Here is a 21535-nt window from a genome sequence, read left to right on the forward strand (position 1 = left end):
CGCGGCGGTCGTCGACTGGCCCAGCGGCCCGAGGACCAGGAAGAGGGTCGGGGTGGGCGACGCCCAGGTCCCGGTTTTCACCCGCCGTTGCTTCCGCCGACCCGTTCGACCGGGATCCACAGCTGGGAGTCCGTCTCCGTGCCGATCTCCACCGGCTGCGTCCGCAGCAGCTCCGGCCCCGGCCGGCTCGCGTACGGGTTCGAGGGGAACCACTGCGTGAACACGTCCCGCCACAGCTCCTGGAGGGCGCTCGGATACGGCCCGTGGTTGTCGAAGACAGCCCAGGTCCCGGCCGGCACGTCGAGGGCGTCGAGTTCCTCAGCGGCCGCCTCGGGGCCGGTGGCCACACCGATCCAGTAGTCCACCTCGGCACCCTCCTCCCGACTGTCGGTCAGGTGCACCACTGCCGACAGGACCCCTTTCGGCTCCCCGTCGGCCAGTTCCTTCATCCGTACGATCGCCTGCTCGTCCAGGCTCTCCACGTGTGCCGCGGCCGCCGCGTTGACCCCCTCGTGCACGAGCGGGACCCGTGCCTTCCTGCCAACGACCCGAAACGCTTCCTTCTCGACGATCCGATACCGCATGGTCGTACTCCCTTCGACGACGACACGGAAGGACATGCGCGACTGCGCCGTGAGCGTCGCACCCGTGCGCCGGGCCTCGCCCGGCCCGATGCCGTGCACCGACCGGAACGCCCGGGCGAACGCCTCGCCCGAGCCGTACCCGTACCGCACGGCCACGTCGAGCAGCGTCCGCTCCCCGCCCAGCACCTCGGCCCCGGCGAGCGTCATGCGCCGGCGCCGCACGTACACGGAGAGCGGCATCCCGGCAAGCGCCGAGAACAGGCGCCGGAAGTGGTACTCCGACGTCATCGCGATCCGGGCGACTTCGGCGATGTCGACCTCCCGGTCGGCCTCCGCTTCGAGGCAGTGCTCGATGTGGTCGAGCGCCTGGTTGAGCTGCTCCAGCACGGGTGCGTGTCCTTCCCTCTGTTGTCTTCACCGTAGGGATCACCACCCTCCCAGGACCCGATGATCCGTGCCCGGAACGATCGGGTGACCGACTGCGTCACGTGCCCGGAGCGCCGGGCTCACGTCGGATCTGTGGGTTCACGCCGCGACAACTCCTCCGGTCTTCGCGCGGGGCCGGGACGGCCGGCCCTGGCGAAGAAAGGAGGCCACTCTGCTGAGGGGAGCTCCGACTGCTGCGGTTCCAGCGGATCCTGCTCACAGCGGGAGCTGGAGGTGGGCCTGCGGGAGGACAGGACCGTCCGGAGAGGCCGGGCGGCGGAGGGCCTCAGACTGCGACCGAGAGCAGGTCCACCACGAAGACGAGCGTCGAGCCCGCCGGGATCAACGGCGAGGGCGACTGGTTGCCGTAGCCGAGGTGCGGGGGGACGATGATCTCGCGCCGACCGCCGACCTTCATCCCCCTGATCCCGCGGTCCCACCCCTTGATGACCCTGCCACCGCCCAGGGCGAACTTGAACGCCTGGCCCCGGTCCCAGGAGGCGTCGAACTCCTTTCCCGACTCGAAGGTGACCCCGACGTAGTGAACTCGGACAACCCTGCCCGGCTTCGCCTCGAGCCCGTCCCCGACGACGAGGTCGCGGATGGTCAGCTCGGTGGGAGCGTCACCCTCCGGAAGGTCGATCTCGGGCTTCGTCAGTTCACTCATTGCAGCCTCACTCACTCTCCGCCGGAAGCCCTCGTACGGACCAGCCGGCGCATGGTCACTCCATACGGTGGATCACCACGCTACCGAGGACGCTGATCCCCCGGAGCGCGCGGAACCCGACGGACCACGGCACTCAGCGTGACTGGGCGCGCCACGGCTGCGGTGTCGCCATGATGAGGCCCGAGCCGACCGGGCGCTCGTCGTTGAGGAGGACGAACCGGTTCCCGGCCCAGGTATCGAACCGATCGCACGCCGAAACCGGGTCGTACGCGGCGGTGGGCGGCCGGGGCACGCGCTTGCGGTCGTTTGGGAGGCCCGTGACCATGGGCCCCGGGCCCAGCCCGTCGTGGGTGTTGGCGGCCGAGAGGCCGACCCGCATTCGGGCCCTGGACCAGATCAGGAACCGGCGGTGAACGGTACCGGTGTTGCCCCAGCGCACGATCTGCTGCAACCGCTGCCCGCCTGGTCGACGAGCCTACGCACGTACAGGAACGGTCACCGCGCCTCCCGCGGTCAGACGGTCGAATCGGACCCCACGACCGCCAACCCGGCGCTCCGAGAAGCCCCTGCTCCTGCGGGACGCTCATGCCTACGGATCAGACCGCCCCCTCCCTCAGGAGGGGGAACCTCCTTGCCCTCCCAGGCTGCCAGGGTGCGCCCTCAGCCCGTCGCGGACGACCGCTCGGGCGCGCTTCGCGGACTCCGGGTGGCCGTCCAGGTGCTCCAGCATGCGGCAGGTGCCCACCAGGATCGCCGTCAACTCCGGCACCTCCAGGTCCCGTCGCACCACACCGGCCTGCTGGGCGCCGTCAAGGAGGGCGACGAGCACCTCACGCAGGGCGCGCCCCGCCTCAGAGGTGGCGGCCCGGACGTCGACTCCCGCATCCGCGAGCGCTGCGGCGAAGGCGTTCTTGACGGGAGACTGATCCAGCACCAGGTCGAAGAACGCGAAGAGGGCGTACGTCGGCCCGGACTCGACCATCAGGCGGCGTCCCTCCTCGGCCAGCCGTTCCAACCGCCGGACGAGTACTGCTTCCAACAGGGCTTCCTTGGTGGGGAAGTGCCGGAACACGGTGGCGATGCCGACCTTCGCCTCCCGGGCGATCTCCTCCGTGGACGCACCGGTGCCCCGCTCGGTGAAGACCGCCTCGGCGACCTCCAACAGCCGCGCACGGTTCCGCCGCGCGTCGGCGCGCAGGGGCTTCGCACCTGCGTCGGGGGGAGTCTGATCTGTCGTCAAGTGATCCTCGCCATGCCTGGACAAACGGAGTGGGCTATCCGTATCGTCAGAAACGGAGTCGCCTATCCGATTATAGGTGGCGGGATCACGGAGGTCAGCCATGTCTGCAGCAGCCACGCCCCGCGAGATCTTCGGGGAGTTGACGGGTCTCATCTCGGCGGGCAGGTGGAGCGAACTCCCCGAGCTCTATGCGGAGGACGCCGAGGTGGAGATCGTCTTCTCGCCGGTTCCCCCTCGCCGCATCCACGGCCGGGCGGAGCTCCGTAAGCGCTTCGACGCGCTGGGGGCCTCTGACGCGATTCGCCTACGTGCTGAGAACATCCGCATCCACGAGACCGGCGACCCCGAGGTGGTGATCGCCGAGTTCGACTACGAGGGCCTGTACCCCGCCACCGGCCGCACCTTCCGCACCGCCAACATCCAAGTCCTGCGCGTCAGGAACGGCCTGATCGTCGAGACCCGTGACTACCACGACCACCTCGCCTTCGCGGCGGCGGACGGACGCGCGAGCCAGTTGCTCGCCGCACTGGACCGGCAGGAGTGACTGGTGCATGACGGAGCATCAGGTTGCGCTGAACGTAGCGCATGAAGTCCCGCAATCACGCTGGTCGGAAGCCTGGCAGTGGTAGTGGCTCGTGCGGGAAGTGGCCTTCGCCAGGGTGGCGAGTGGTGTGGGTCGGGGTGGGCGAGCAGCAGCGGTACGAGGCGAGTTCGCCGGCGGTGCGGTTGCGGTTGGTCGGCGGATGGCGGTAGCCACGGGCTGGATCGGGCGGATCGGCGTGGGCCCGATCGTCGCGAGCCGCCCGCCCGGCCTCACGACTTCACCGAGCAGCTCCGCACCCCGCCCGTACCTCAGAACCCGTTGCCCGCTGTCGAGCCCCGTGAGAGGATCAAGGTTCAATGGTCCGTCCCCTTTCACTTGCGCTTCGCAGCGCAAGTGAAAGAGCGCGGGCCGTTGCCGTGTCCACGGTTTCGAGAAATCCATCAGGATCTGCGAACGGCAGGTACCGTTTGATGCCCACAGTAGAGCTGACAGAGGCGTGCATCGAGGATGCGAGCAACATCCTGGTCGCGCCTTCGCTGTTGCATGACAACGAATTGATCAGGGACTTCTTCGGGGCCATGATCACGCCAGAGGACCTTGCTTCTGGTTCGCCCGACCTCGCACAGAAGACCGTCTACCTGTGCGGCGACATATCCGGGATCGACGGCCGCCAACTGCGTACGGCTGCCCGGGTGTTCGTTATCCGGGAGTTGTCACACGGCTACTACGAGGACGTCGAAAAAACTTGGGGCCTCGTCGGCCTCGGTCGACTGCCCATCCGTGTACATGGCGTCGGCGTGTACTATCGCCGATTTTTCGAAAGTGCCGCCGATCATTTCGGCCAGATCTGCACGGAACACGCGTTCCAATCCCTGACGGAGTCCACCAAGCCTGGAACAGCCCATCGTAGCGGAATCTATTTGACGCCGGTCACGCAAAACGGTGACGAACTGCATTTCCGCCTGCTCCGGTGCTCCACGAACCTTTCGGGGCCGACCGAGAACTTTCGCCCGACTGACACGCGCATCATCGAGGATCTGAACCGCGAGGCGGCCACCGTCTTCCGGGGCCAGGCACCGCTGAATCACGTTCTTGCCCAGATCTACCACAACACCCTTGCCACAGCCGAGCGCAAGCAGTCCAAGGCCAAGATCTCGGCGCATGCCGACAAGACCAAGGACATGCCCGTCAACGGCATCATGGCCTTCTGCACCTTCTATGACCGGCTCGACAAGCTGCAGCCCCTGGCCGAAGACGCCTTCGACTACGGGGTGAAGAGCGCCAGCGGGCTGACCAAGCTCCACTTTCGCCTCAAGGACACGATCGAAGAACACGACGAGATCGCGCTCCCGTCGCAGTTCAGCCTGACCCTCTACCCCGGCTCCGTGTTCTTCATGCCGCTGTCCACCAACCGTCTGTATACGCATGAAATCCGGCCCTCGACGTTGGAGGCGGAGTTCCTCCCGACCCGCCTGGGATACGTGGTGCGCTGTTCGAGCGCCGAAGCCGTTCACAAGAACGGTCACACGTTCCTCAAGGCCGCCGGAGATCTGGTGAAGCTGGAGCCGCCCACACAGGCCGGCATGAACGAGCTGCGCAGGCTCTACGCCGAGGAGAACAAGACCTCCTCCTTCATTGATTACGGCGACAATTTTCTCTTCAGCATGAACAGGGGAGACTACATTGCCCCCCGAGTCTAGAATCTCGGACGATATCCTCTCATGTGTTTTGCCGACCGAGGAGAGTCTCTTTGCGGAGCTGTCCGCGTCGGCTCGTCTGGAAGACCTAGGAAAAGGCCGGCGGGGTGCCGTGCTCACCAAGACTGACGAGGCGGGTGGTACGCCTCTCGTACGTACCACCACTCGATACGGCAGCCCTGCGCAGAATTTCCGGGCGGTACATGAACGACTGGCGCAACAGATTCAAGAACGTGCGGCGCTCTCGGTCGGTTTCAACAATGCTCTCATCGAGATCTACACGAACGCTTACACCACCATGGGCGGGCATTCCGACCAAGCTCTCGACCTGGCCGGTGATTCTTTTATTGCCGTCTTCTCGTGCTATCGAAATCCCGAAGCGGGCCCGCCGAGAAAGCTGATCTTCGAATCAAAGGGGATCGGTGGCGAGAAGTTCGAGATCCCCCTCGCCCATGGCAGTGTCGTCGCGTTCTCCGTCGAATCGAATCGGCGACTCAGGCACAAAATCGTATTGGACAAGCCTGCCCGGGCGGCGGACAATCAATGGTTGGGCGTGACCTTTCGGACGTCAAAGACTTTCGTTCGGTTTCGCGACGGGCATGCATACCTCCCGCAGGGTGCGCGCCTCATGCCGGCCGACGATGAGCAGAGGCGGGAGTTTTACCAACTGCGGCGCCGTGAGAACAACGAAAAGGACTTCATCTACCCCCCGCTGACCTACACCATCAGCGAGAGCGACCTGATGCCGCCCGTTTGACCTTCAGGCCTGGGGACTCGTTTTAGGTATGGTCTGACGGCAGAGCGGTTGAGTGCGCGTTTCAACGGCGTGTCCGTGATTTTGAGCAGGACCGGCACGTCCAAGAAGCGCGTCCCGCACAACCCCGCGAATGGATCAGTAGGTGACGCTGATTCGGCGTTCTGGGCCGTCGACTCGGATACGGCCGCCGTAGGGGATGACGACCTGCGGGTCGGTGTGTCCCAGGTCGATGTCGAACACCGTCAGCGTGTCGGGGGCGTACTGGCTGAGCGCCCGCAGGACGGCTTCGCGTTGCTGCTGCCGGAAGTCCGTTCGCTCCTGGACGGTCAGCCGTTGTTCGAACGACCAGCTCTTGGCCCGGCCCATCAGCAGCGCCGGGAACTGGCGCAGGAGTCCGCGTTCGCCCATGTTCCGCAGAATTCGGTAGACCTCCTCTGCTTTCGGCATTTCTTCGGACGTCTCCAGGAAGAGAACGTTGCCGGAGTACGTGTCGACCTGTTGTATCTCGCGGTCGGCCATCAGCAACCAGGACAGGATCTCCAGGTTGCCGCCCCAGCTGTTCCCTTCGACCACCCGGTCGGCGTTGTGCCAGGTCCATCCGTCGGCGGGTTCCATCTCTGGTTCGGATTCGAACGTCTGCGGGTCCTCCCAGGAGCGGTTGACGTCTCCGGAAGTCTCGGAGGGCGTGAGCTCGTACTCGCCCGACGTGAACAGGGCCGCCCGGAGGGAATCTTCGGTCAGCGGGTGCATGGCTCCGGGTCGCCCGAGCTCGACCATCACCGAACCGCCGTGGTAGCCCACCATGCCCAGGTTCCGGAGAAAGACCAGCAGGTTGGTGTTGTCGCTGTAGCCGAAGAAGGGCTTGGGATTGGCGCGGATCAGATCGCGGTCGAGGTAAGGGAGCACACTGATCTGGTCGTCGCCGCCGATGCTGGAGATCACTGCTTTGATCTGGGGGTCGGCGAAGGCCGCGTGGATGTCGGCGGCGCGTTCTTGTGGGGTCGCGCCCATCTGGCGAGTCGTGGGGTATTCCACCGTGACCAGCCCGAAGTCGCTCTGGAGTCTGCGTAGTCCTAATTCGTAGGGCATGGGCAGGAGACCGGGCAGACCGGACGAGGGGGAGAGGACCGCAACGCGATCCCCGGGGCGGGGCTTGGCGGGGTATTCGAGGGTCGGCATCAGATGATCGTAGTTGTCAACGCCTCCGACGCCGTAGGGCATTTCTCTAGTGCTGTGACCGGTGTGGTCCGCCGGGTTGGAGAGGAGGAGCGCGGTGTTCGTCGAGATCGTCTTGGTCGGTCTGCCCACAGACCGCGATGAGGTCGAGGAAGCGCTGGACACCGCGTTCGGCCCCGACGGCGAGATCACGGGCGCGGGCAGGCGAACCGTTCCGGTCAGAGCACCAGGGCAACGGCTGACCATGACGTGCTGAGCGTTTTCAGCGTCGTCTCTCGAGGGTGAGGACGGCTTTGGCGATGACGGTCACGCGGTGGGGCCGATGCGTGATCTGCGCGAGATCTGCCAGGACTTCAGCCGTGCGATGCCGCGTTCGGCGGATGTCCTTGTCTGGGCGGGTGCCCGGTTCACGGTGTGATACGGGGGTGAGTTCGCTGCCGGGTGGCCGTCAGCATTCGCCTCGTCGACATGGTGCACACGATGGACCCCAAGCTCGCCGCCGCCTTCGGCATGGAGCCGCAGGCCACCCTGATTTATCTCGCCGACCACGTCGACGAGGGCCGTCTGCCGGCTCCGTGACCAGTCGACCGGCTTAACGAAGGCGCAGGCCGCCCGGAAGTTCCTCTTCGATGATCTCGACCAACCAGTCGAAGGCGGTGGGGCCACGGCCGGCGCGGGCTTCCGCCAGCCTGGCGGCCATGTGTTCCCTGTTCGTCGGATGACAGCGGGCGAGCCACATCTCGAGCTGCCGAGCAGTCTCGGGGTGCCCAAGATGACGGCGGGAGGCTTCGTGGTCACGCCACTCGATCACGAAGTCGCCATCGTCCGGCGTCCCGAAGCCGCCGCGGAGGCAGTCGGCGAATGCATCGAGGTTCCGGCCGAAGTAACCGCCACAGCCGATGCTCTCGCCGGCGACCCGCCAGAAGTCCTCCAGCGTCCTGACCTGGCTGCCGTCCAGCACGTATCTCACCGTCACAGCCCGCAGACTACGTCCGGCCGGGCGACCTGCCTATCCGTTTTGACCCCGTGCTGTTCAGACAGAGCGCCTCGCACAGGCCCGCCGGCACTCGGAACGTAGACGCCTGAGGCGTTCAGCGCGGTCCTCACGGCTGCCGCCACGTGCTGGACCAGCGACATCGACGCGGTCAGCACATCGGGTGGGGTGTCGAACCCACCCGCGCACCACCGGATGGGAACCACCGGCTCCGGTGTGCCTGATGAACTGGAACACCGTACGACCAACGTCGTGCGGAGTCTGCGCCGGCGTCGACACCGCCGAGCCAGGGTTTGCCGGCAGTCTCCACAGCCCGGTCCGCGGCCCGCTCGGTACCGCAGCCGCTCGGTGCGCCCGCCACCAGCACAACTCCCGCGATGCCGACCACTCTGCGCTTCCTCATGCGCCCCACCCCTGCACTCATGCCGTTCTTCAGCTCGAGTACGCCCTCGAACCGGATGCTCTGGCATGTACGTATCCATTTCGGGGCCCGAGAAGAGCACCGGCCTGCGACGTCTGCTCGATCCGCGCCGAGGAACAAGTCCTGTGGCTCGCTCCCGAGCGCGCCGACGCCGTCGCGACGACGGCGTCGGTGGACGCGGCGACCTTCGGGACGACCGCGACCGGCCCCCGGCCGTGACCGTCGACCGGCCCCCGGCCGTGACCGTCGGTCAGGACCGCGGGATGCGCGGCTCCAGCCGGAACTCGAAGCCGAGGGTGCCCGGGTCGAGCGCGGTCGCACCGCCGTCGACGGTGAGCACCGCACCGTTCACGAACGAGGCGGCGGGCGACAGCAGCCAGGCGACCGCCTCCGCGACCTCCTGCGGCTCACCGGGCCGCCCGGCGGGCAGGACCCGGGTCACCTCCTCGTACGCCGCCTCCAGACCGTTCCCGCCCAGGCCCGCCTCGTCGGCGAACCGGTTCATCCGGCGGTCCGCCATGTCGGTGCGCACCCAGCTCGGGCACACGGTGTTGGCGCGCAGGCCCGCGCCCCCGTAGTCGACCGCGAGCGAGCGGCACAGCTGGAGCAGCGCCGCCTTGGAGGTGGCGTAGGCGGCGTTCCCGACGCCGTTGCGCAGGGCGGACACCGAGGCCACCGCGACCACCGCGCCGCGGGAGTCGAGCAGATGCGGGAGCGCGGCGCGCAGCAACAGGAACGGGCCGGTGAGGTTGGTCCGCATGACCTCGTCCCAGTCCTCCAGGGTCACCTCGCCCACCCCGCCGCCCCGCCCGATGCCGGCGTTGAGCACCAGGCCGTCGAGCCGTCCGTACGTGCCGACCACCGTCTCGACGAGCGAGGCCACCGCGGCGGGGTCCCCGATGTCCGACGGTACGGGCAGGGCGTCGATCTCCTCGGCGACCAGCCGCAGCGGCTCGGGGCGGCGCCCGGACACCGCCACCTTGTGTCCCGCCCGGGCCAACGACCGCGCGGTCGCGGCCCCGATCCCCGTCCCGCCCCCGGTCACCAGGTACACGCGCTCGTCCGCCATGTCCGCCGCCTCTCCCGTGTCTCGTCCGCCGTCCCCGTCCCGATGATCTTAGGCACGCGCCGCCCGGGGCCGGGCCGGCGAACCACACGGCAGGACGCGTCGGTCGGGGAGCGAGGCCGAGGGCGGGCTGGCGCCGGGTGGGCCGTACATCGGATCATGAGGGTGATCACGGACGGTGGGGGAGAGCGAAATGAGTGACCGCACGGACCTGGACGAGGCCCGCCGCGACGGCTGCACGGCGATGGTGTTCAACGCCGTCGTGGAGACCAACCCCGCCCTGAGCCTGTGGCGGTCCCTCGGCTTCACGATCCTGGGCACCGTGCCGGAGGCGTACGACCACCACCGACGCGGCCCGGCCGGCCTGCACATCCTGCACCGCCGGCTCTGAGCGTCGGCGAAGATAGGACGACCCACCACCCCACCCGTGCCGTGCGGCACGACCAGAGGAGCGACGGCAGATGCCCCCTTCCGGGTCCGGAGCGAACCCGCGACCGCCGACGATCGCCGACGTCGCCCGTACGGCGGGGGTGTCGCGGACCACCGTCTCGCACGCCCTCAACGGGCTCGGCAAGGTCGACCCCCGGACCCGTGAACGCATCAAGCAGGTGGCGGCCGAGCTGGGTTACCGTCCCAACCTGCGGGCCCAGCGGCTGCGGCGCGGCGAGGCCCGGGCGATCGCGCTCGCCTCGTCGATGCCCTTCGCGGTGGCCGGCGGCCCGTCCCGGCTCGGCTTCTACATGGAGGTCGCCGCCGCGGCCGCCGAGAGCGCGCTCCTGCACGACTACGCGCTCGTGCTCGTACCGCCCGTGCAGTCGGGCGCCGCCCTGGACTCGGTCGACATCGACGGCGCCATCGTCGTGGAGCCCGACGTGGACGACGCCGCCGCGGCCCGGCTGCGGCAGCGGGGCCTGCCGTACGTGGCACTCGGCCGGCCCGTCTCGCCGGACGAGGCCGTTCCGTACGTCGACCTGCACGGCGCGGCCGTCGCCGAGGCGCTCCTGACCCATCTGCGCGAGCAGGGCGCGAGGCGGCCCGCCCTGCTCGTCGGTTCCGGCGACCGGCACTCGTCGGTGGACGCGCGCGCGGCCTACGAACGGCTCGCCGCCGAGCACGGCTGGCAGCCGATCGTGGCGAGCGCCCCCGAGGCCGGCGGCGAGCAGGCCGGCTACGAGCAGTGCGCCGCCCTGCTTGCCGAGCATCCCGGCATCGACGCGGTGTGCGCCCTGGTCGATGCCTTCGCCGTGGGCGCGCTGCGGGCCGTCCGGGACAGCGGACGCGCCGTCCCCGACGACGTCATGGTCGTCACCCGTTACGACGGTCTGCGCGCCCGCACCGCACAGCCGCCGCTGACCGCCGTCGACCTGCACCTGGACCGGGCGGCGGCGGCCGCCGTGGACCTGTTGCTCGGACGGTTGCGGGGGGACACCCCGGCCGAGGCTGTGGTGACGGTGCCGCCTCCGACGGTGATCCCGCGCGGGTCGTCGCTGCGGACGCCCCCGCCGACGACGGGCCGCTGAGCCGCCGCCGTACCGCCCGACCGTCGGCCGACCAGACAGGGCGGAGACGGAGAGGCAGGGCGGAGACGGCGAGACAGGGACGGCGGGACGGGGACGCGTCGGCCGGTGCGGGGTGAGCCGCCGGGTACGGGAGCGGCCGCGAGGGCGGGCCGGATCAGACGCCCACCATGAGCACCACCCCCGACACCAACGCGAAGACCAGCACGAACAGGCGCATCCTGCGGGCGTCGATCCGGCGGTGCACCAGCCGGCTCAGCCACGCGCCCACGCCGATCGCCGGCACCAGCGCCAGGGCGAGGCCGAGGTCCGCCGTGTCGCCCCGCCCGGTCGCGAACAGCAGCGCAAGCGAGGCGACTTCGCCGACTAGGAAGCAGGCCGCTACGGTCGAGCGCAGCTCGGCCGGCGGCCGGTGCTGGTAGACCAGCGCCAGCGGCGGGCCGCCGACGCCCGTCGCCGTCTCCGTCAGGCCGGTCACCGCGCCCGCACCGACATAGGCGGCCCTGCCCGGCGTGAAGGCCGGTGCCGCCAGGCTCACCACGGCCGCCAGGACGGTCGCGAGGCCCACGTACAGCCCCAGTCGGCTGTCCGGGATCACCCACAGCAACGCCAGGCCCGCGGGCGTGGCCGCGAGCCGCGCGGCGGTGATCCAGCCCGCGCCGCGCAGATCGAGCGAGGCCCGCTCGCGCCAGGCGACGTACAGGTTGAGCGGCACCATCGACGCCAGGACGAACACCGGCAGCAGCCCGGGGTCGAGGATCCCGGCCACCGGGGCGACGATCAGCGCGAAGCCCAGGCCGCTGCTGCCCTGGACGAAGGCGGCGGCGGTCACGGTCAGCGCGAGCACCGTCAGGGTCTCACCGGTCATCGCGCCGTGCTCCGTTCCCGGCCGACCACGACCGCGCGGGCCCGGGTGGACGTCGGGTGCGCGCGGGTGATCGCCGCCCGGGACACGGTCGCCTCGGCCAGCGCGGCGGCGCGCCGGACCAGTGCCGACCCGTCCCACCCGACCGGCCCGCCGCACCACATTCTGAGGCGTCCCGCGACGAACACGGCCGTGATCTGGTCCCTGTTGCCGCGCCGTACCAGCTCCCAGGGGAGGTCGTGGGAGAGCGCGAGTTCGGGAGTGGTGACGTCGACGAGGAGGAAGTCGGCCGCCAGGCCCGGGGCGATCGTGCCGGTGCGCGCGCCCAGGCCCACGGCGTCGGCGCCGCCACGGGTGGCGTGCTCCAGCCAGGTCCAGCCCGCGCCGCACGAGGAGTCCCCGCCGGCGAGCCCGTACGCGATCCGCTGGGCGAACTCGGCCGCCTCGGCGAGCCGGAAGCCGTCCCCGCGGGTGCCGTCGGTGCCGAGGCCGAACCGGATGCCGCGTTCGGCCATGGCGGTGGCGGGCGCGACGGCGTTGCCCTTCCAGGCGCTGGCCACGGGGTTGTAGCTCACGGCGGTCCCGGTGGTGGCGAGCAGGGTGAGTTCGCGCGGGGTGAGCAGGGTGGCGTGCGCGGCGAGCAGCTGGGGCCCGAGCGCGCCGATCGCGTGCAGGTGCTCCAGCGGCCGCAGGCCGTGGGTCAGGAGGGACCGCTCGACGGCGGCCAGATGCTCGTTGACGTGGATCTGGACGACGGCCCCGGCCGCCGCGGCGAGCGCGGCGGTCCGGCGCAACGTCTCCTCGGTGGCCGCCTCGGGGATGGAGACGGCGAGGGAGGCGTGGACCAGGGGATCACCCTCGTACCGTACGAGGTGCTTCTCGGCGCGCTCCAGGACGCCGGGGCCGGCGACAGCTGCGCCGTCCTGGTCGTTGCAGACGAGGCCCAGGACGCAGCGGAGGCCGGCGTCGCGGGTGGCGGCCGCGATCACGTCCACGTCCACGTCTGCGCGGGTCCCGGCGTCCGTGACGGTGGTGAAGCCGCCGCGCAGTGCTTCGAGCGCGGCCAACTTGGCGGCCACGTAGGCAGATTCCTCGTCCAGTGCGCCCTCCAGCGGCACCCACACCCGGCGGAAGATCTCCGACGGCTCGCCGAAGGCGAGGGCGGCGCCGAAGCTCTGGGTGAGGTGGTGGTGGGCGTCGACGAAGCCGGGCATGAGGAGGTGGCCGGGGAGGCGTACGGGGGCGGTGTCCGGGTGGCGGCCGACCAGTTCCGCGGCCGGTCCCACGGCGGTGAAGACGCCGCCGGTGACGACCACGGCGTGGCCGGTGGCGGGGCCTTCGGGCAGGAGGACGGCGTCCGGGACGAGGAGGAGCGGGCCGGGGGAGTCGAGCAGGTCTCGCAGGGGGGTGTGCTGGTTCATCGGTCGCTTTCCGCGCGGGGGCCGGTCAGCCGGGCGACGACGCCGGGCCGGACGTGGTGGAAGAGGATGTTGAGGACTGCGGCGACGAACGCGCCGACGGCGACGCCGCTTTCGAGGAGGATGCGGAGGTTGGGCGGGAAGCCGCCGTACACGCCGGGGACGAGGATCGGCAGCAGGCCGAGGGCGAGGGCGACGGCGCAGACGAAGGTGCTGGTGTGCCGGTCGAGGTCGGAGCGGCCGAGCATCTGGACGCCGAGCACGGTGATCACGGCGAACACGACCATCGCGGTGCCGCCGACGACGGCGGAGGGGATGACGCTGATCGCCCGGGTGACCGGGGCGAGGAAGCCGATGGCGATGAGGGCGACGCCGGCGGTCGCGGTGACGAAGCGGCTGCGGACGCCGGTGACCCGGACGATGCCGATGTTCTCGCCGCTGGTCACCATGAGCGGCAGCCCGAAGAACCCGCCGAACAGGGAGGTGAGGGCGTCGCCGCGGACGGTCCTGGGCACGTGGACGCGCCGGTCGATCTCCTTGCCGACAGCTTGTGCGTTGATGACGGTCTGGCCGGTGGCCTCGGCCATCGAGGCGAGGCTGTAGAGCATCAGGGGCAGCGCGGCGAGCAGGTCGAAGCGCGGGGTGCCGAAGGGCATCAGGTGCGGCAGGCTGAGCAGTCCGCCGTCGGCGGCGTGGCCGAGGGGGACGCGGCCGAGCGCGGCGGCGAGCGCGGTGCCGGCCAGCAGGCCGAGCATGACGGCGAGTTGGCGCACGACGCCGGAGAACAGCAGGTAGAACGCGACGGTGAAGCCGATCGTCGCGATGCCGAGCAGGAGGTTCTGCGGCTGGGCGAAGCCCGGCTCACCGGGGCGGCCGGTGACCAGGACGGCGCCCACCTTCACCAGGTTCACGCCGACGATGACGATCATCGTGCCGATCACCAGGCTGGGGAAGAACGCGAGCAGCCGTGAGAAGAGGGGCAGCACGACGAAGGTGAACAGCGCGGTGAGGATGACCGCGCCGCACGCCGTCGGCAGGCCGTGCTGTCCGGCGATGGCCAGGAACAGCACGAGCGGGGCGCCGCCCGGCAGCATCACGAACGGCAGCCGGGGCCCGAACTTCCAGGGTCCGAGCGACTGGATGAGCGAACCGACGCCGGACAGCACGAAGGCCGCGGACAGCAGATCGACGGTCAGCCGGGCATCGAGCCGCAGGGTGGCGCTCATCAGGAAGATCGCGGAGATGGGCGTGGCGGCCATCACGAGCACGTGCTGGACCCCGAAAAGCAGGATCCGGCCGAGCGGACGGCGCTCGTCGACGGGGTGCACCGCCGCCGGTCGCTGAGGTCCGTCGGCGAGGGGGGTGTCCGGGCCCTCGTCCGGCGACGCGGCCGGGCTCGGGAGCGGAGTGGGGGACGTGGGCGGGGGCAGGGAAGGGCGGGGACTGGACACGTTCGAGCTCCGTTCGGCGTTCGATACGTCGTGGTTCAGCCGCGATCCGGCCCCGGACGGGGAGCCAAATCGATTTGGCCAAATCGATTTGGCCGCCAGTATGTGAGGGCGCGCCCGGGCCGTCAAGAGATCCGACGGGCAAGCGGGCGCGAGGACGGCGGACCCGCCGCCGCCACGAAGGCCGTGGCACGAGCACGCGGTGGTCCGGCACCGGGCGCCGGACCACCGCGTGCCCGGTCATCGGAGGCGGCAGCGTCCTTCGGTACGGTGTTCAGCTTTCGGTGTTCTTCCGGGTGAGCGGCACGGCGTTCGCCGCTTTCCACAGCGAGGGCGCCGCCGGCCTGCGGTCCGTGGACGCCGTCCGGGACGAGAGGGAGCAGCGGCTGGGCGCCGGGCAGGACCTGGCGCTGGGTGACGGCCGCGAGCCGACGGCAAGGATGCCGGAGAGCGATCCACCCCGGTTCTCCACGATGAACGGTTCGGGCAGCGCGACGGGCCCGCCGGCATGGGGATGTCTCTGTCCTTCCCGGCCATGAGGAAACGGGGCTGGGAGTGTTGTTGCTTCTGATCGTGCTGGTGCTGATGATCGTGGGGGCTCTTTCCGGACCGGACACAGGCACCGTGGTCCCTCCTTGGGACGGGGAGTCGGGCTGGCACTGACCGGAGTGCCTTCGCGACCTGCCGGAGCCGGCGGAGCCAAGGCGTCGTCCCTCATGGCGTGATCATTCGCTGAACTGCGCAGACGGCTCCGAAAGCGTGGCATCCGGCACCGCATCGCCCGCAGGGGAATCGAGTCCTCGCAGCGGCGCGGCCGGCACCGATGGGCAGCCGTAATGCTGACGACGGCGATGATCCGGCTGGATACGCTGGCCCGTCATAACCAGCTGAAAGGTGCCACGATGAGTCAGTACTTCGACATCGGCGACGAGACGCTGTGGAACCCGTCCAATGGGGCCTCTCGCATGCCCCGCTGACCAGCTCGACCGCGTACGCCCTGCTGCCCCGGGAGCCGGGAGCCGGGAGCCGGGAGCCGGGAGCCGGGACAGGACGACAACTGGCGCCGGTCAGCTCAGGAAGTGGAGTCGGCGAAGTACGCCAGCCCTGCCAGCAGTCCTGCGTAGGCCAGGACCAGCAGCAGAGCGAAGAGGATCAGGACCCAGCCGGTCACGATACCGAGCAGCGCGACGCCGCGGTCGCGGCCGCCCAGGTGCTTGCCTCGACGGCGGCCGAGGTGCCCGGCGGGGATCGCGACAACACCCGACGCGAACACCAGCAACGTGTACAACCCGCCGTACAGCAGCCAGAACATCGGCGTCAGGAAGATGCCCGCGATCAGACCGGCGCCCAGAAGGGCGGCCCAGACACTGATCCGAGCAGGTGTGTTGCGAGTAGCGCTCGCCGCACCGGTGTCCTGATCGGCTTCGGGCATGTTTGATTCCCCCCTGGCTGGCACCAGCGAGCCACTCTACGAGAACGGCCTGCCTGAGTGACATGCGCGCATGTCTGCAAGCTTGAGGGCTCGGCGGTCTCGATCCGCCACTGCTCGCCGACAGGGGTTTGCCACCCCCACCCGACGAAGGGATTCGAGACCGAACACTCACGCCCGGACAACGATGGGTGAACGGCCGCCGGTGCAGCTCAGGACCTGATCATGGTGCTGGTGCTGGTGCTGGTGCTGGTGCCGGTGCCGACGTATGGAGCCTTCGGCTCGTAGGTCGCCCGGTTCCGAGGGCACCATGGAGAGACCCAGTCCTCGGGCACTACCACGCAGGGAGGTGGGCGATGGAGCCGAATGGATCCGACGGGGCGGACGGACATGCCCGGGAGCCTGGGGCCCTCCCGCCGGGCGGCCTCCTCGATCTGCTGAGCGTGTCCGCCGTCGTGCTGGACAGCAGGGGCCGCATCGTGTTCTGGAGCCCGCAGGCCAACGACGTCTTCGGCTACACCGCCGAAGAGGCGCTGGGCCGGTACGCGGCCCGGTTACTGGTCCACGAGGAGCACAGTGAGGTGGTGGCCCGGCTGTTCGCCGAGGTGATGGGCACCGGGGCGAGCTGGGCGGGGGCGTTCCCCATCCGGCACAAGGACGGCAGCACGCGTCTGGTGGAGTTCCGCAACATGCGGCTGACGGACGATCTCGGCGATGTGTACGCCCTGGGCATCGCCGCTGACCAGGTCACTCTGGAGGGGATCGAGGCCCGGCTGGCGCTCTCGGACCGGCTGGTGTTCCAGGCGCCCATCGGCGTCGCCTTCCTGGACACCGACCTGCGGTACTCGATGGTCAACCCGGCGTTGGAGCGCATCAACGGCGTTCCCGCCGCCGACCACATCGGCCGCCGCCCGCGAGACATCCATCCGTTCGACGGCATCGACACGATCGAGTCCGCCTTGCGGCAGGTCCTGCTGACCGGCACGCCGCTGATCGACCAGTACATCGTCGGCCGCACCAGGGCAGATCCGAATCATGATCACGCCTGGTCGGTGTCGTACTACCGGCTGGAAGGATCCAACGGGCGGGTGCTCGGCGTGGCGAACTCGGTGGTCGACGTCAGCGAGCGCCACCAGGCCACCCTCGAGGCGGACCGGGCCCGGCGCCGCCTGTCGCTGATCGCGGAAGCCTCTGCCCGCGTGGGAACCACTCTGGAGGTGGAACGGACCGCTCAGGAGCTGGCCCAGGTCGCCGTACCGGAGCTGGCCGACCTCGCGGCCGTCGACGTCCTCGACGCCGTCCTCGCCTTCCGGCGCGTCACGGGTCCTCGTGACGGGCCGGAGCTGTTCAAGGCGCTCGCCGTCGCCTCCGCCTACCCCACCGACGCCGTCTCCGCGGCGGACACGGTCGGAGATCTCGCCGCCTACGGCGCCGACCGGCTCATCACCCGGTGCGTCCACACCGGCCAGCCCGTCGTCGTCGCCCACACCGGACCGGACGACCTGCTGCGCATCGCCCGCGACCCGGAAGCCGCCAACGCCTTCGCCCGGGCCGGGGTGCATTCCTACCTTGCGGTGCCGCTGATCGCCCACCACGAAGTCCTCGGCGCCTTCGACCTGATGCGCACCCGCAACCCCCTCCCCTTCGACGACGACGACGTGATCCTCGCCGGTGAACTGGCCGCCCGCGCCGCGGTCGCGATCGACAACGCGCGCTGGTACCAGAGCGTGCGCAGCTCAGCCGAGACTCTGCAACGCAGCCTGCTGCCCGGCCGTCACCCCCGCCTCGCAGGCCTGGACGTGGCCTCGCACTACCAGCCGGCACAGGCGTCCAGCGAAGTGGGAGGCGACTGGTACGACGTCATCCCCCTGAGCGGCGACCGTACGGCCCTGGTGGTCGGCGACGTGATGGGCAGCGGCATCGACGCGGCCGCGGCCATGGGACGGCTACGGACCGCCACCTGCGCGTACGCCGACCTCGACCTCGCGCCCGACCAGGTCCTGCACCACCTCGACAAGATCACCAGTGGGCTCGAGCACTACATCGTCACCTGCCTCTACGCCGTCTACGATCCGCACCGGCGCCGGTGCGACATCGCCAATGCCGGACACCTCCCGCCCGCCGTGGTCCGGGCAGGGCAGCCCCCCAAGCTCCTCGATCTGCCCACCGGCGCACCCCTGGGCGTCGGCGGCGTCCCGTTCGTCACCACCGCCTTCGATCTGGGCCCCGGCGACCGGCTCGTGCTGTACACCGACGGTCTCGTCGAGACCCGCCACCACCCCATCGACGAACGCCTGGACACCCTGCTCGAAAGCCTCGACGCACCGCATCGCCCCCTGCAGGACCTCTGCCAGTGGCTCCTGCACGCCCTGCGGCACCCGGACGACCACGACGACGTCGCCCTCCTCATCGCCCAGGCCCGGCCCCTGGCCCCCACCGACCCGGACGGGACATGACGCGGCAGGGCCCGGAGTCGTACATGGCGCGTACGTCGACACGGGCGGCAACCCGATGGAGGGCCTGCTGGACGACCTGTGGCGCCTGGATGCCGGCTTGCGGGAGAAGCCGTTCCGGAAGATGCTCTACGAATCCGTCGCCCGGATCGCTGCACGTCAGAGACCGTGACGATCTCTGAATCCCTCACCGCACGAACTCAGTGCCTGAATTCCCATGTCCTTTCTCGACTTCGGTGGTTCGGGCAGGCCTCTGCTCGCCCTGCACGGGCATTTTTGGAGAAGGCCGCGCCCTCGCGCGCCTGGCTCGGGGGCTGGGCGACTCCTGGCGGATCGTCGCGCTCGACCAGCGTGGACACGGCCTCTCCGACAGTGCCCCCGATTTCTCCCGCACCGGCTACGTCGAGGACGCCGCGGCTGCATTGGAACATCTGGGGATCCATCAGAACATACCGTCCACGAGACCACCCCAGCGAAGGCCGTCGTGCAGACGCGACGCGGAAGACGTCGCGGTCCGCTCGACACCAAGACGAGCCGTCCGGCATTCCGGCCTTCGGCTCGACGGGCAGCGCACCCTGGCGATCCACCTTCGAAGCACCGACGGCCGACAGGAGCGGGGAGGTTCGGTGAGGGCGGAACGAGGGTTTCCGAGCGGACAGGCCAACGACGGAGCGGACTCCGCCCCCGTCGGCACAGCAGGGTCACTAATCTTGTCCCAGGGGCATCACCAGCCAGGAAGCCAGATTTCGCTTCACCAGGGGGGACTTGTTGACCGACGACGCCCACGTCCGAACACGCTCACGCCGACACCAAGGCTGAGCGCTCCGTGCTGCGGGGCTGCGGGGGATGCTCCGGTCGAGGGACGCGATCGCCGACGTCATCGAGCTCCTGCACCCCACCGATTTCTACCACCGCCGCCACACGGTCATCTACGACGCGATCCTGGCCCTGTACGGTGAAGGACAGATCCCAGACGTGCCCCTCGTTCGCGAACGGCTCGCCAAGAACGAGCAGACCGAGGCGGCCGGCGGCGCCGCGTACATCGCGGACCTGGCCGACACCACCCGTGGCCGTGGGTGGCTGAAGTCCGCCGAGCGGGTCCAAGCCCTGGCTGTGCTGCGTCGTATGAAGGCAGCCACCGAGTACATCGAGAACCTGGTCGACGACGGCGATGTCCGCAACGTCGACGCCATCACCGACGAGGACCAGGCCGAGATCCTCGCCGCCACCGTCCGGGGATGCGACGTCCCGCCCGCCGCGGTCGTCTTCGCCGACGTCCTCGAAGGCACCCTTGACGACATCGAAGCGATCGGCAGCAGCGGATGCACGGGACTGCCCACCGGCTTCAGAGACCTCGACGTTCTGACCAACGGCCTGCACCCCGGGCAGCCCATCGTCATCGCGAGCCGCCCCGCCATGGGAAAATCCACCCTCGCCCAGGACATCCTCCGTTCCGTCAGCATCGCCCACGGACTCCCTGCCGTGCTCTTCACCCTGGAACAGGGCCGGCGCGAGGTCGGAATGCGGCTGGTCTCCGCGGAAGCCCGCGTCGCCCTGCACCACATGCGCTCAGGGACCATGACTGACGACGACTGGACCCGCATCGCCCGCCGTCTGCCCCGACTTGCCACAGCCCCCCTCTACATCCAGGACGGGGCCTACTCGAACTTCACCAGCCTCCGCTCCTGCGCCCGCCGCCTGTGCGCGCAGAAGGGCATCAAGCTCATCGTCGTCGACGCCCTGCACCTCCTCACCTACGGCACCCGCCCCATGGAGTCCCGTTACGAGGAGATCTCCGAGATCTCCCGTCGGCTCAAGCTCCTCGCCACCGAACTCGGCGTGCCGGTAGTCGCCCTCTCCCCACTCAACCGGGGCACCGAGACCCGCATCGACAAGAAGCCCTGGCTCAGCGACCTGCGCGACTCCGGAGCCCTGGAAGACAACGCAGACCTGGTCATCCTCCTGCACCGCGACGACGCCTACGAGAGGGACTCGCCCCGCGCCGGCGATGCCGACCTCATCGTCGCCAAGAACCGCCAAGGCCCCACCGCCACCATCACCGTTGCCTTCCAGGGCCACTACTCCCGCTTCGTCGACATGGCGCAGGTCTGAAAGGAGAAACCACAGTGCTCGAACACCTCGGCCGGTACGACGGGGCGCACAGTGACTACTGCAAGGCGCACCTGTGCTGCCGCTGCCAGCAGCGATCCTGGACGACCCGCCTGGGCGACGAGCGCCTGTGCGGTCTGTGCGCGTCGTGCTGCCTGGAATGCGGCCGGCGCCGGCGCCGCACCTTGAAGGGTTGAACAACGGGGTCTGCGCGGAGTGCCAGGGCCGATGCGCACGCTGCGGCACCAGGGTCCCGGAAACGGACCCCTGCCCCTGCCGTACGTGGAGGAAGGGGCCAGGAGGCGATCCGATCGGCTTCATCATGCAGGGCTTCCCCCAGCCCATGCTCCAGACCCTCGGCCACCGGTTCCCGCGGAACCTGCCCGGCATCCTCTTCGCCGAGCTCACCCACCGCACCCCCGCCCAGCTCCTCGCCCGCGTCGAGCGGCGCTGGCACACCCGCTGGTCCCACGCGATCCACGAACGCGACGAGGACAACCGACGGCGAAATCCGCCAGACCCTCATCGCCAACCGGACCGACCGGAAGAAGAAACCGGGCATCCGCGAACGAGGCGGCCGCCGCGTTCTAGGTCCAGGCCTTCGGAGGCCTGGACGTTTGTAGCCCACGGTGCTCTGCCTGACGGCCCGCGACACAGAGCGGCCCGGCCTGCCCGCCTGCGTCAACGCCCCGCTACCTGTTCACCCTCACGCCCGAGCTGTACA

General features: G+C 69.6%; 19 protein-coding genes and 4 pseudogenes. 11 read left to right on the forward strand and 12 right to left on the reverse strand.

Annotation, left to right across the window (positions count from 1 at the left end):
• Positions 1 to 77: 77 nt before the first annotated feature.
• The 4 genes from ABZ318_RS28585 to ABZ318_RS28600 form a co-directional block, all read right to left on the reverse strand.
• Positions 78 to 971, reverse strand: coding sequence for an AraC family transcriptional regulator (locus tag ABZ318_RS28585; RefSeq protein ID WP_356905339.1), 894 nt, complete (start codon positions 969 to 971; stop codon positions 78 to 80).
• 325 nt (positions 972 to 1296) lie between these two features.
• Complete coding sequence (locus tag ABZ318_RS28590; RefSeq protein WP_356905340.1) at positions 1297 to 1677, reverse strand: FKBP-type peptidyl-prolyl cis-trans isomerase; 381 nt, start codon at positions 1675 to 1677, stop codon at positions 1297 to 1299.
• 133 nt (positions 1678 to 1810) lie between these two features.
• Positions 1811 to 2128, reverse strand: a complete 318-nt coding sequence (locus ABZ318_RS28595; RefSeq protein WP_356905341.1) for a hypothetical protein — start codon at positions 2126 to 2128, stop codon at positions 1811 to 1813.
• 162 nt (positions 2129 to 2290) lie between these two features.
• Positions 2291 to 2917, reverse strand: a complete 627-nt coding sequence (locus ABZ318_RS28600; protein ID WP_356905342.1) for a helix-turn-helix domain-containing protein — start codon at positions 2915 to 2917, stop codon at positions 2291 to 2293.
• A 100-nt stretch (positions 2918 to 3017) separates the two neighbouring features.
• Between ABZ318_RS28600 and ABZ318_RS28605 the strand changes: the two genes are divergently transcribed.
• From ABZ318_RS28605 to ABZ318_RS28615, 3 genes are all read left to right on the forward strand, one after another.
• Positions 3018 to 3461 (forward strand): nuclear transport factor 2 family protein, encoded by a 444-nt coding sequence (locus ABZ318_RS28605; RefSeq protein WP_356905343.1) that lies wholly within the window; start codon positions 3018 to 3020, stop codon positions 3459 to 3461.
• A 470-nt stretch (positions 3462 to 3931) separates the two neighbouring features.
• Complete coding sequence (locus ABZ318_RS28610) at positions 3932 to 5161, forward strand: hypothetical protein (RefSeq protein WP_356905344.1); 1230 nt, start codon at positions 3932 to 3934, stop codon at positions 5159 to 5161.
• Complete coding sequence (locus ABZ318_RS28615; RefSeq protein WP_356905345.1) at positions 5145 to 5915, forward strand: alpha-ketoglutarate-dependent dioxygenase AlkB; 771 nt, start codon at positions 5145 to 5147, stop codon at positions 5913 to 5915. The genes ABZ318_RS28610 and ABZ318_RS28615 overlap by 17 nt, the downstream gene beginning before the upstream one ends.
• Positions 5916 to 6050: 135 nt before the next feature.
• Here the strand turns inward: ABZ318_RS28615 and ABZ318_RS28620 are convergent, their stop codons facing one another.
• Positions 6051 to 7094 carry a S66 peptidase family protein gene (locus ABZ318_RS28620; RefSeq protein ID WP_356905363.1) on the reverse strand — a complete coding sequence of 348 codons (1044 nt, stop codon included), beginning with the start codon at positions 7092 to 7094 and terminating at the stop codon, positions 6051 to 6053.
• Positions 7095 to 7188: 94 nt separating this feature from the next.
• Here ABZ318_RS28620 and ABZ318_RS28625 point away from each other — a divergent pair, with 94 nt between their 5' ends.
• Complete coding sequence (locus ABZ318_RS28625; protein ID WP_356905346.1) at positions 7189 to 7347, forward strand: hypothetical protein; 159 nt, start codon at positions 7189 to 7191, stop codon at positions 7345 to 7347.
• A gap of 6 nt (positions 7348 to 7353) precedes the next feature.
• On the opposite strand, the pseudogene ABZ318_RS28630 reads toward ABZ318_RS28625, so the two are convergent.
• Positions 7354 to 7539 (reverse strand): annotated as a pseudogene (locus ABZ318_RS28630) (IS5/IS1182 family transposase); the annotation flags it as partial.
• Here ABZ318_RS28630 and ABZ318_RS28635 point away from each other — a divergent pair.
• A complete protein-coding gene (locus ABZ318_RS28635; protein WP_356905347.1) occupies positions 7533 to 7670 on the forward strand; it encodes a hypothetical protein in 138 nt (45 codons plus the stop codon). The pseudogene ABZ318_RS28630 and the gene ABZ318_RS28635 overlap by 7 nt on opposite strands.
• 13 nt (positions 7671 to 7683) lie before the next feature.
• Here ABZ318_RS28635 and ABZ318_RS28640 read toward each other — a convergent pair whose 3' ends face one another.
• Positions 7684 to 8067 (reverse strand): barstar family protein, encoded by a 384-nt coding sequence (locus ABZ318_RS28640; protein ID WP_356905348.1) that lies wholly within the window; start codon positions 8065 to 8067, stop codon positions 7684 to 7686.
• A gap of 689 nt (positions 8068 to 8756) precedes the next feature.
• A complete protein-coding gene (locus ABZ318_RS28645) occupies positions 8757 to 9575 on the reverse strand; it encodes an SDR family oxidoreductase (RefSeq protein WP_356905349.1) in 819 nt (272 codons plus the stop codon).
• A 208-nt stretch (positions 9576 to 9783) separates the two neighbouring features.
• Here ABZ318_RS28645 and ABZ318_RS28650 point away from each other — a divergent pair.
• Both ABZ318_RS28650 and ABZ318_RS28655 read left to right on the forward strand, forming a co-directional pair.
• A pseudogene (locus ABZ318_RS28650) lies at positions 9784 to 9963 on the forward strand (GNAT family N-acetyltransferase); the annotation flags it as partial.
• Positions 9964 to 10033: 70 nt separating this feature from the next.
• On the forward strand, positions 10034 to 11092 hold the full coding sequence (locus ABZ318_RS28655) for a substrate-binding domain-containing protein (RefSeq protein WP_356905350.1): 1059 nt from the start codon (positions 10034 to 10036) through the stop codon (positions 11090 to 11092).
• A gap of 154 nt (positions 11093 to 11246) precedes the next feature.
• Here the strand turns inward: ABZ318_RS28655 and ABZ318_RS28660 are convergent, their stop codons facing one another.
• The 3 genes from ABZ318_RS28660 to ABZ318_RS28670 are packed head-to-tail and all read right to left on the reverse strand — an operon-like array spanning position 11247 to position 14823.
• Positions 11247 to 11957, reverse strand: coding sequence for a sulfite exporter TauE/SafE family protein (locus tag ABZ318_RS28660; protein ID WP_356905351.1), 711 nt, complete (start codon positions 11955 to 11957; stop codon positions 11247 to 11249).
• Entirely contained in the window at positions 11954 to 13375 is a 1422-nt protein-coding gene (locus tag ABZ318_RS28665; protein ID WP_356905352.1) for an amidohydrolase family protein, read from the reverse strand. The genes ABZ318_RS28660 and ABZ318_RS28665 overlap by 4 nt, the downstream gene beginning before the upstream one ends.
• On the reverse strand, positions 13372 to 14823 hold the full coding sequence (locus ABZ318_RS28670) for a solute carrier family 23 protein (RefSeq protein WP_356905353.1): 1452 nt from the start codon (positions 14821 to 14823) through the stop codon (positions 13372 to 13374). The genes ABZ318_RS28665 and ABZ318_RS28670 overlap by 4 nt, the downstream gene beginning before the upstream one ends.
• A gap of 725 nt (positions 14824 to 15548) precedes the next feature.
• Here ABZ318_RS28670 and ABZ318_RS28675 point away from each other — a divergent pair.
• Positions 15549 to 15647 (forward strand): annotated as a pseudogene (locus ABZ318_RS28675) (IS5/IS1182 family transposase); the annotation flags it as partial.
• A gap of 24 nt (positions 15648 to 15671) precedes the next feature.
• Positions 15672 to 15788 (forward strand): annotated as a pseudogene (locus ABZ318_RS28680) (DUF6086 family protein); the annotation flags it as partial.
• Positions 15789 to 15892: 104 nt separating this feature from the next.
• Here the strand turns inward: ABZ318_RS28680 and ABZ318_RS28685 are convergent.
• A complete protein-coding gene (locus ABZ318_RS28685) occupies positions 15893 to 16252 on the reverse strand; it encodes a DUF4190 domain-containing protein (protein ID WP_356905354.1) in 360 nt (119 codons plus the stop codon).
• Positions 16253 to 16605: 353 nt separating this feature from the next.
• Between ABZ318_RS28685 and ABZ318_RS28690 the strand changes: the two genes are divergently transcribed.
• Both ABZ318_RS28690 and ABZ318_RS28695 read left to right on the forward strand, forming a co-directional pair.
• The gene (locus ABZ318_RS28690; RefSeq protein WP_356905355.1) at positions 16606 to 18705 is read left to right on the forward strand and encodes a SpoIIE family protein phosphatase; all 2100 of its coding nucleotides are present in this window, start codon (positions 16606 to 16608) and stop codon (positions 18703 to 18705) included.
• A gap of 843 nt (positions 18706 to 19548) precedes the next feature.
• Positions 19549 to 20814 (forward strand): replicative DNA helicase, encoded by a 1266-nt coding sequence (locus ABZ318_RS28695; protein WP_356905356.1) that lies wholly within the window; start codon positions 19549 to 19551, stop codon positions 20812 to 20814.
• The last annotated feature ends 721 nt before the right edge of the window (positions 20815 to 21535 follow it).

Origin of the sequence: Streptomyces sp. NPDC006197 (assembly GCF_040613865.1) — a bacterium.
Lineage (GTDB): Bacteria > Actinomycetota > Actinomycetes > Streptomycetales > Streptomycetaceae > Streptomyces.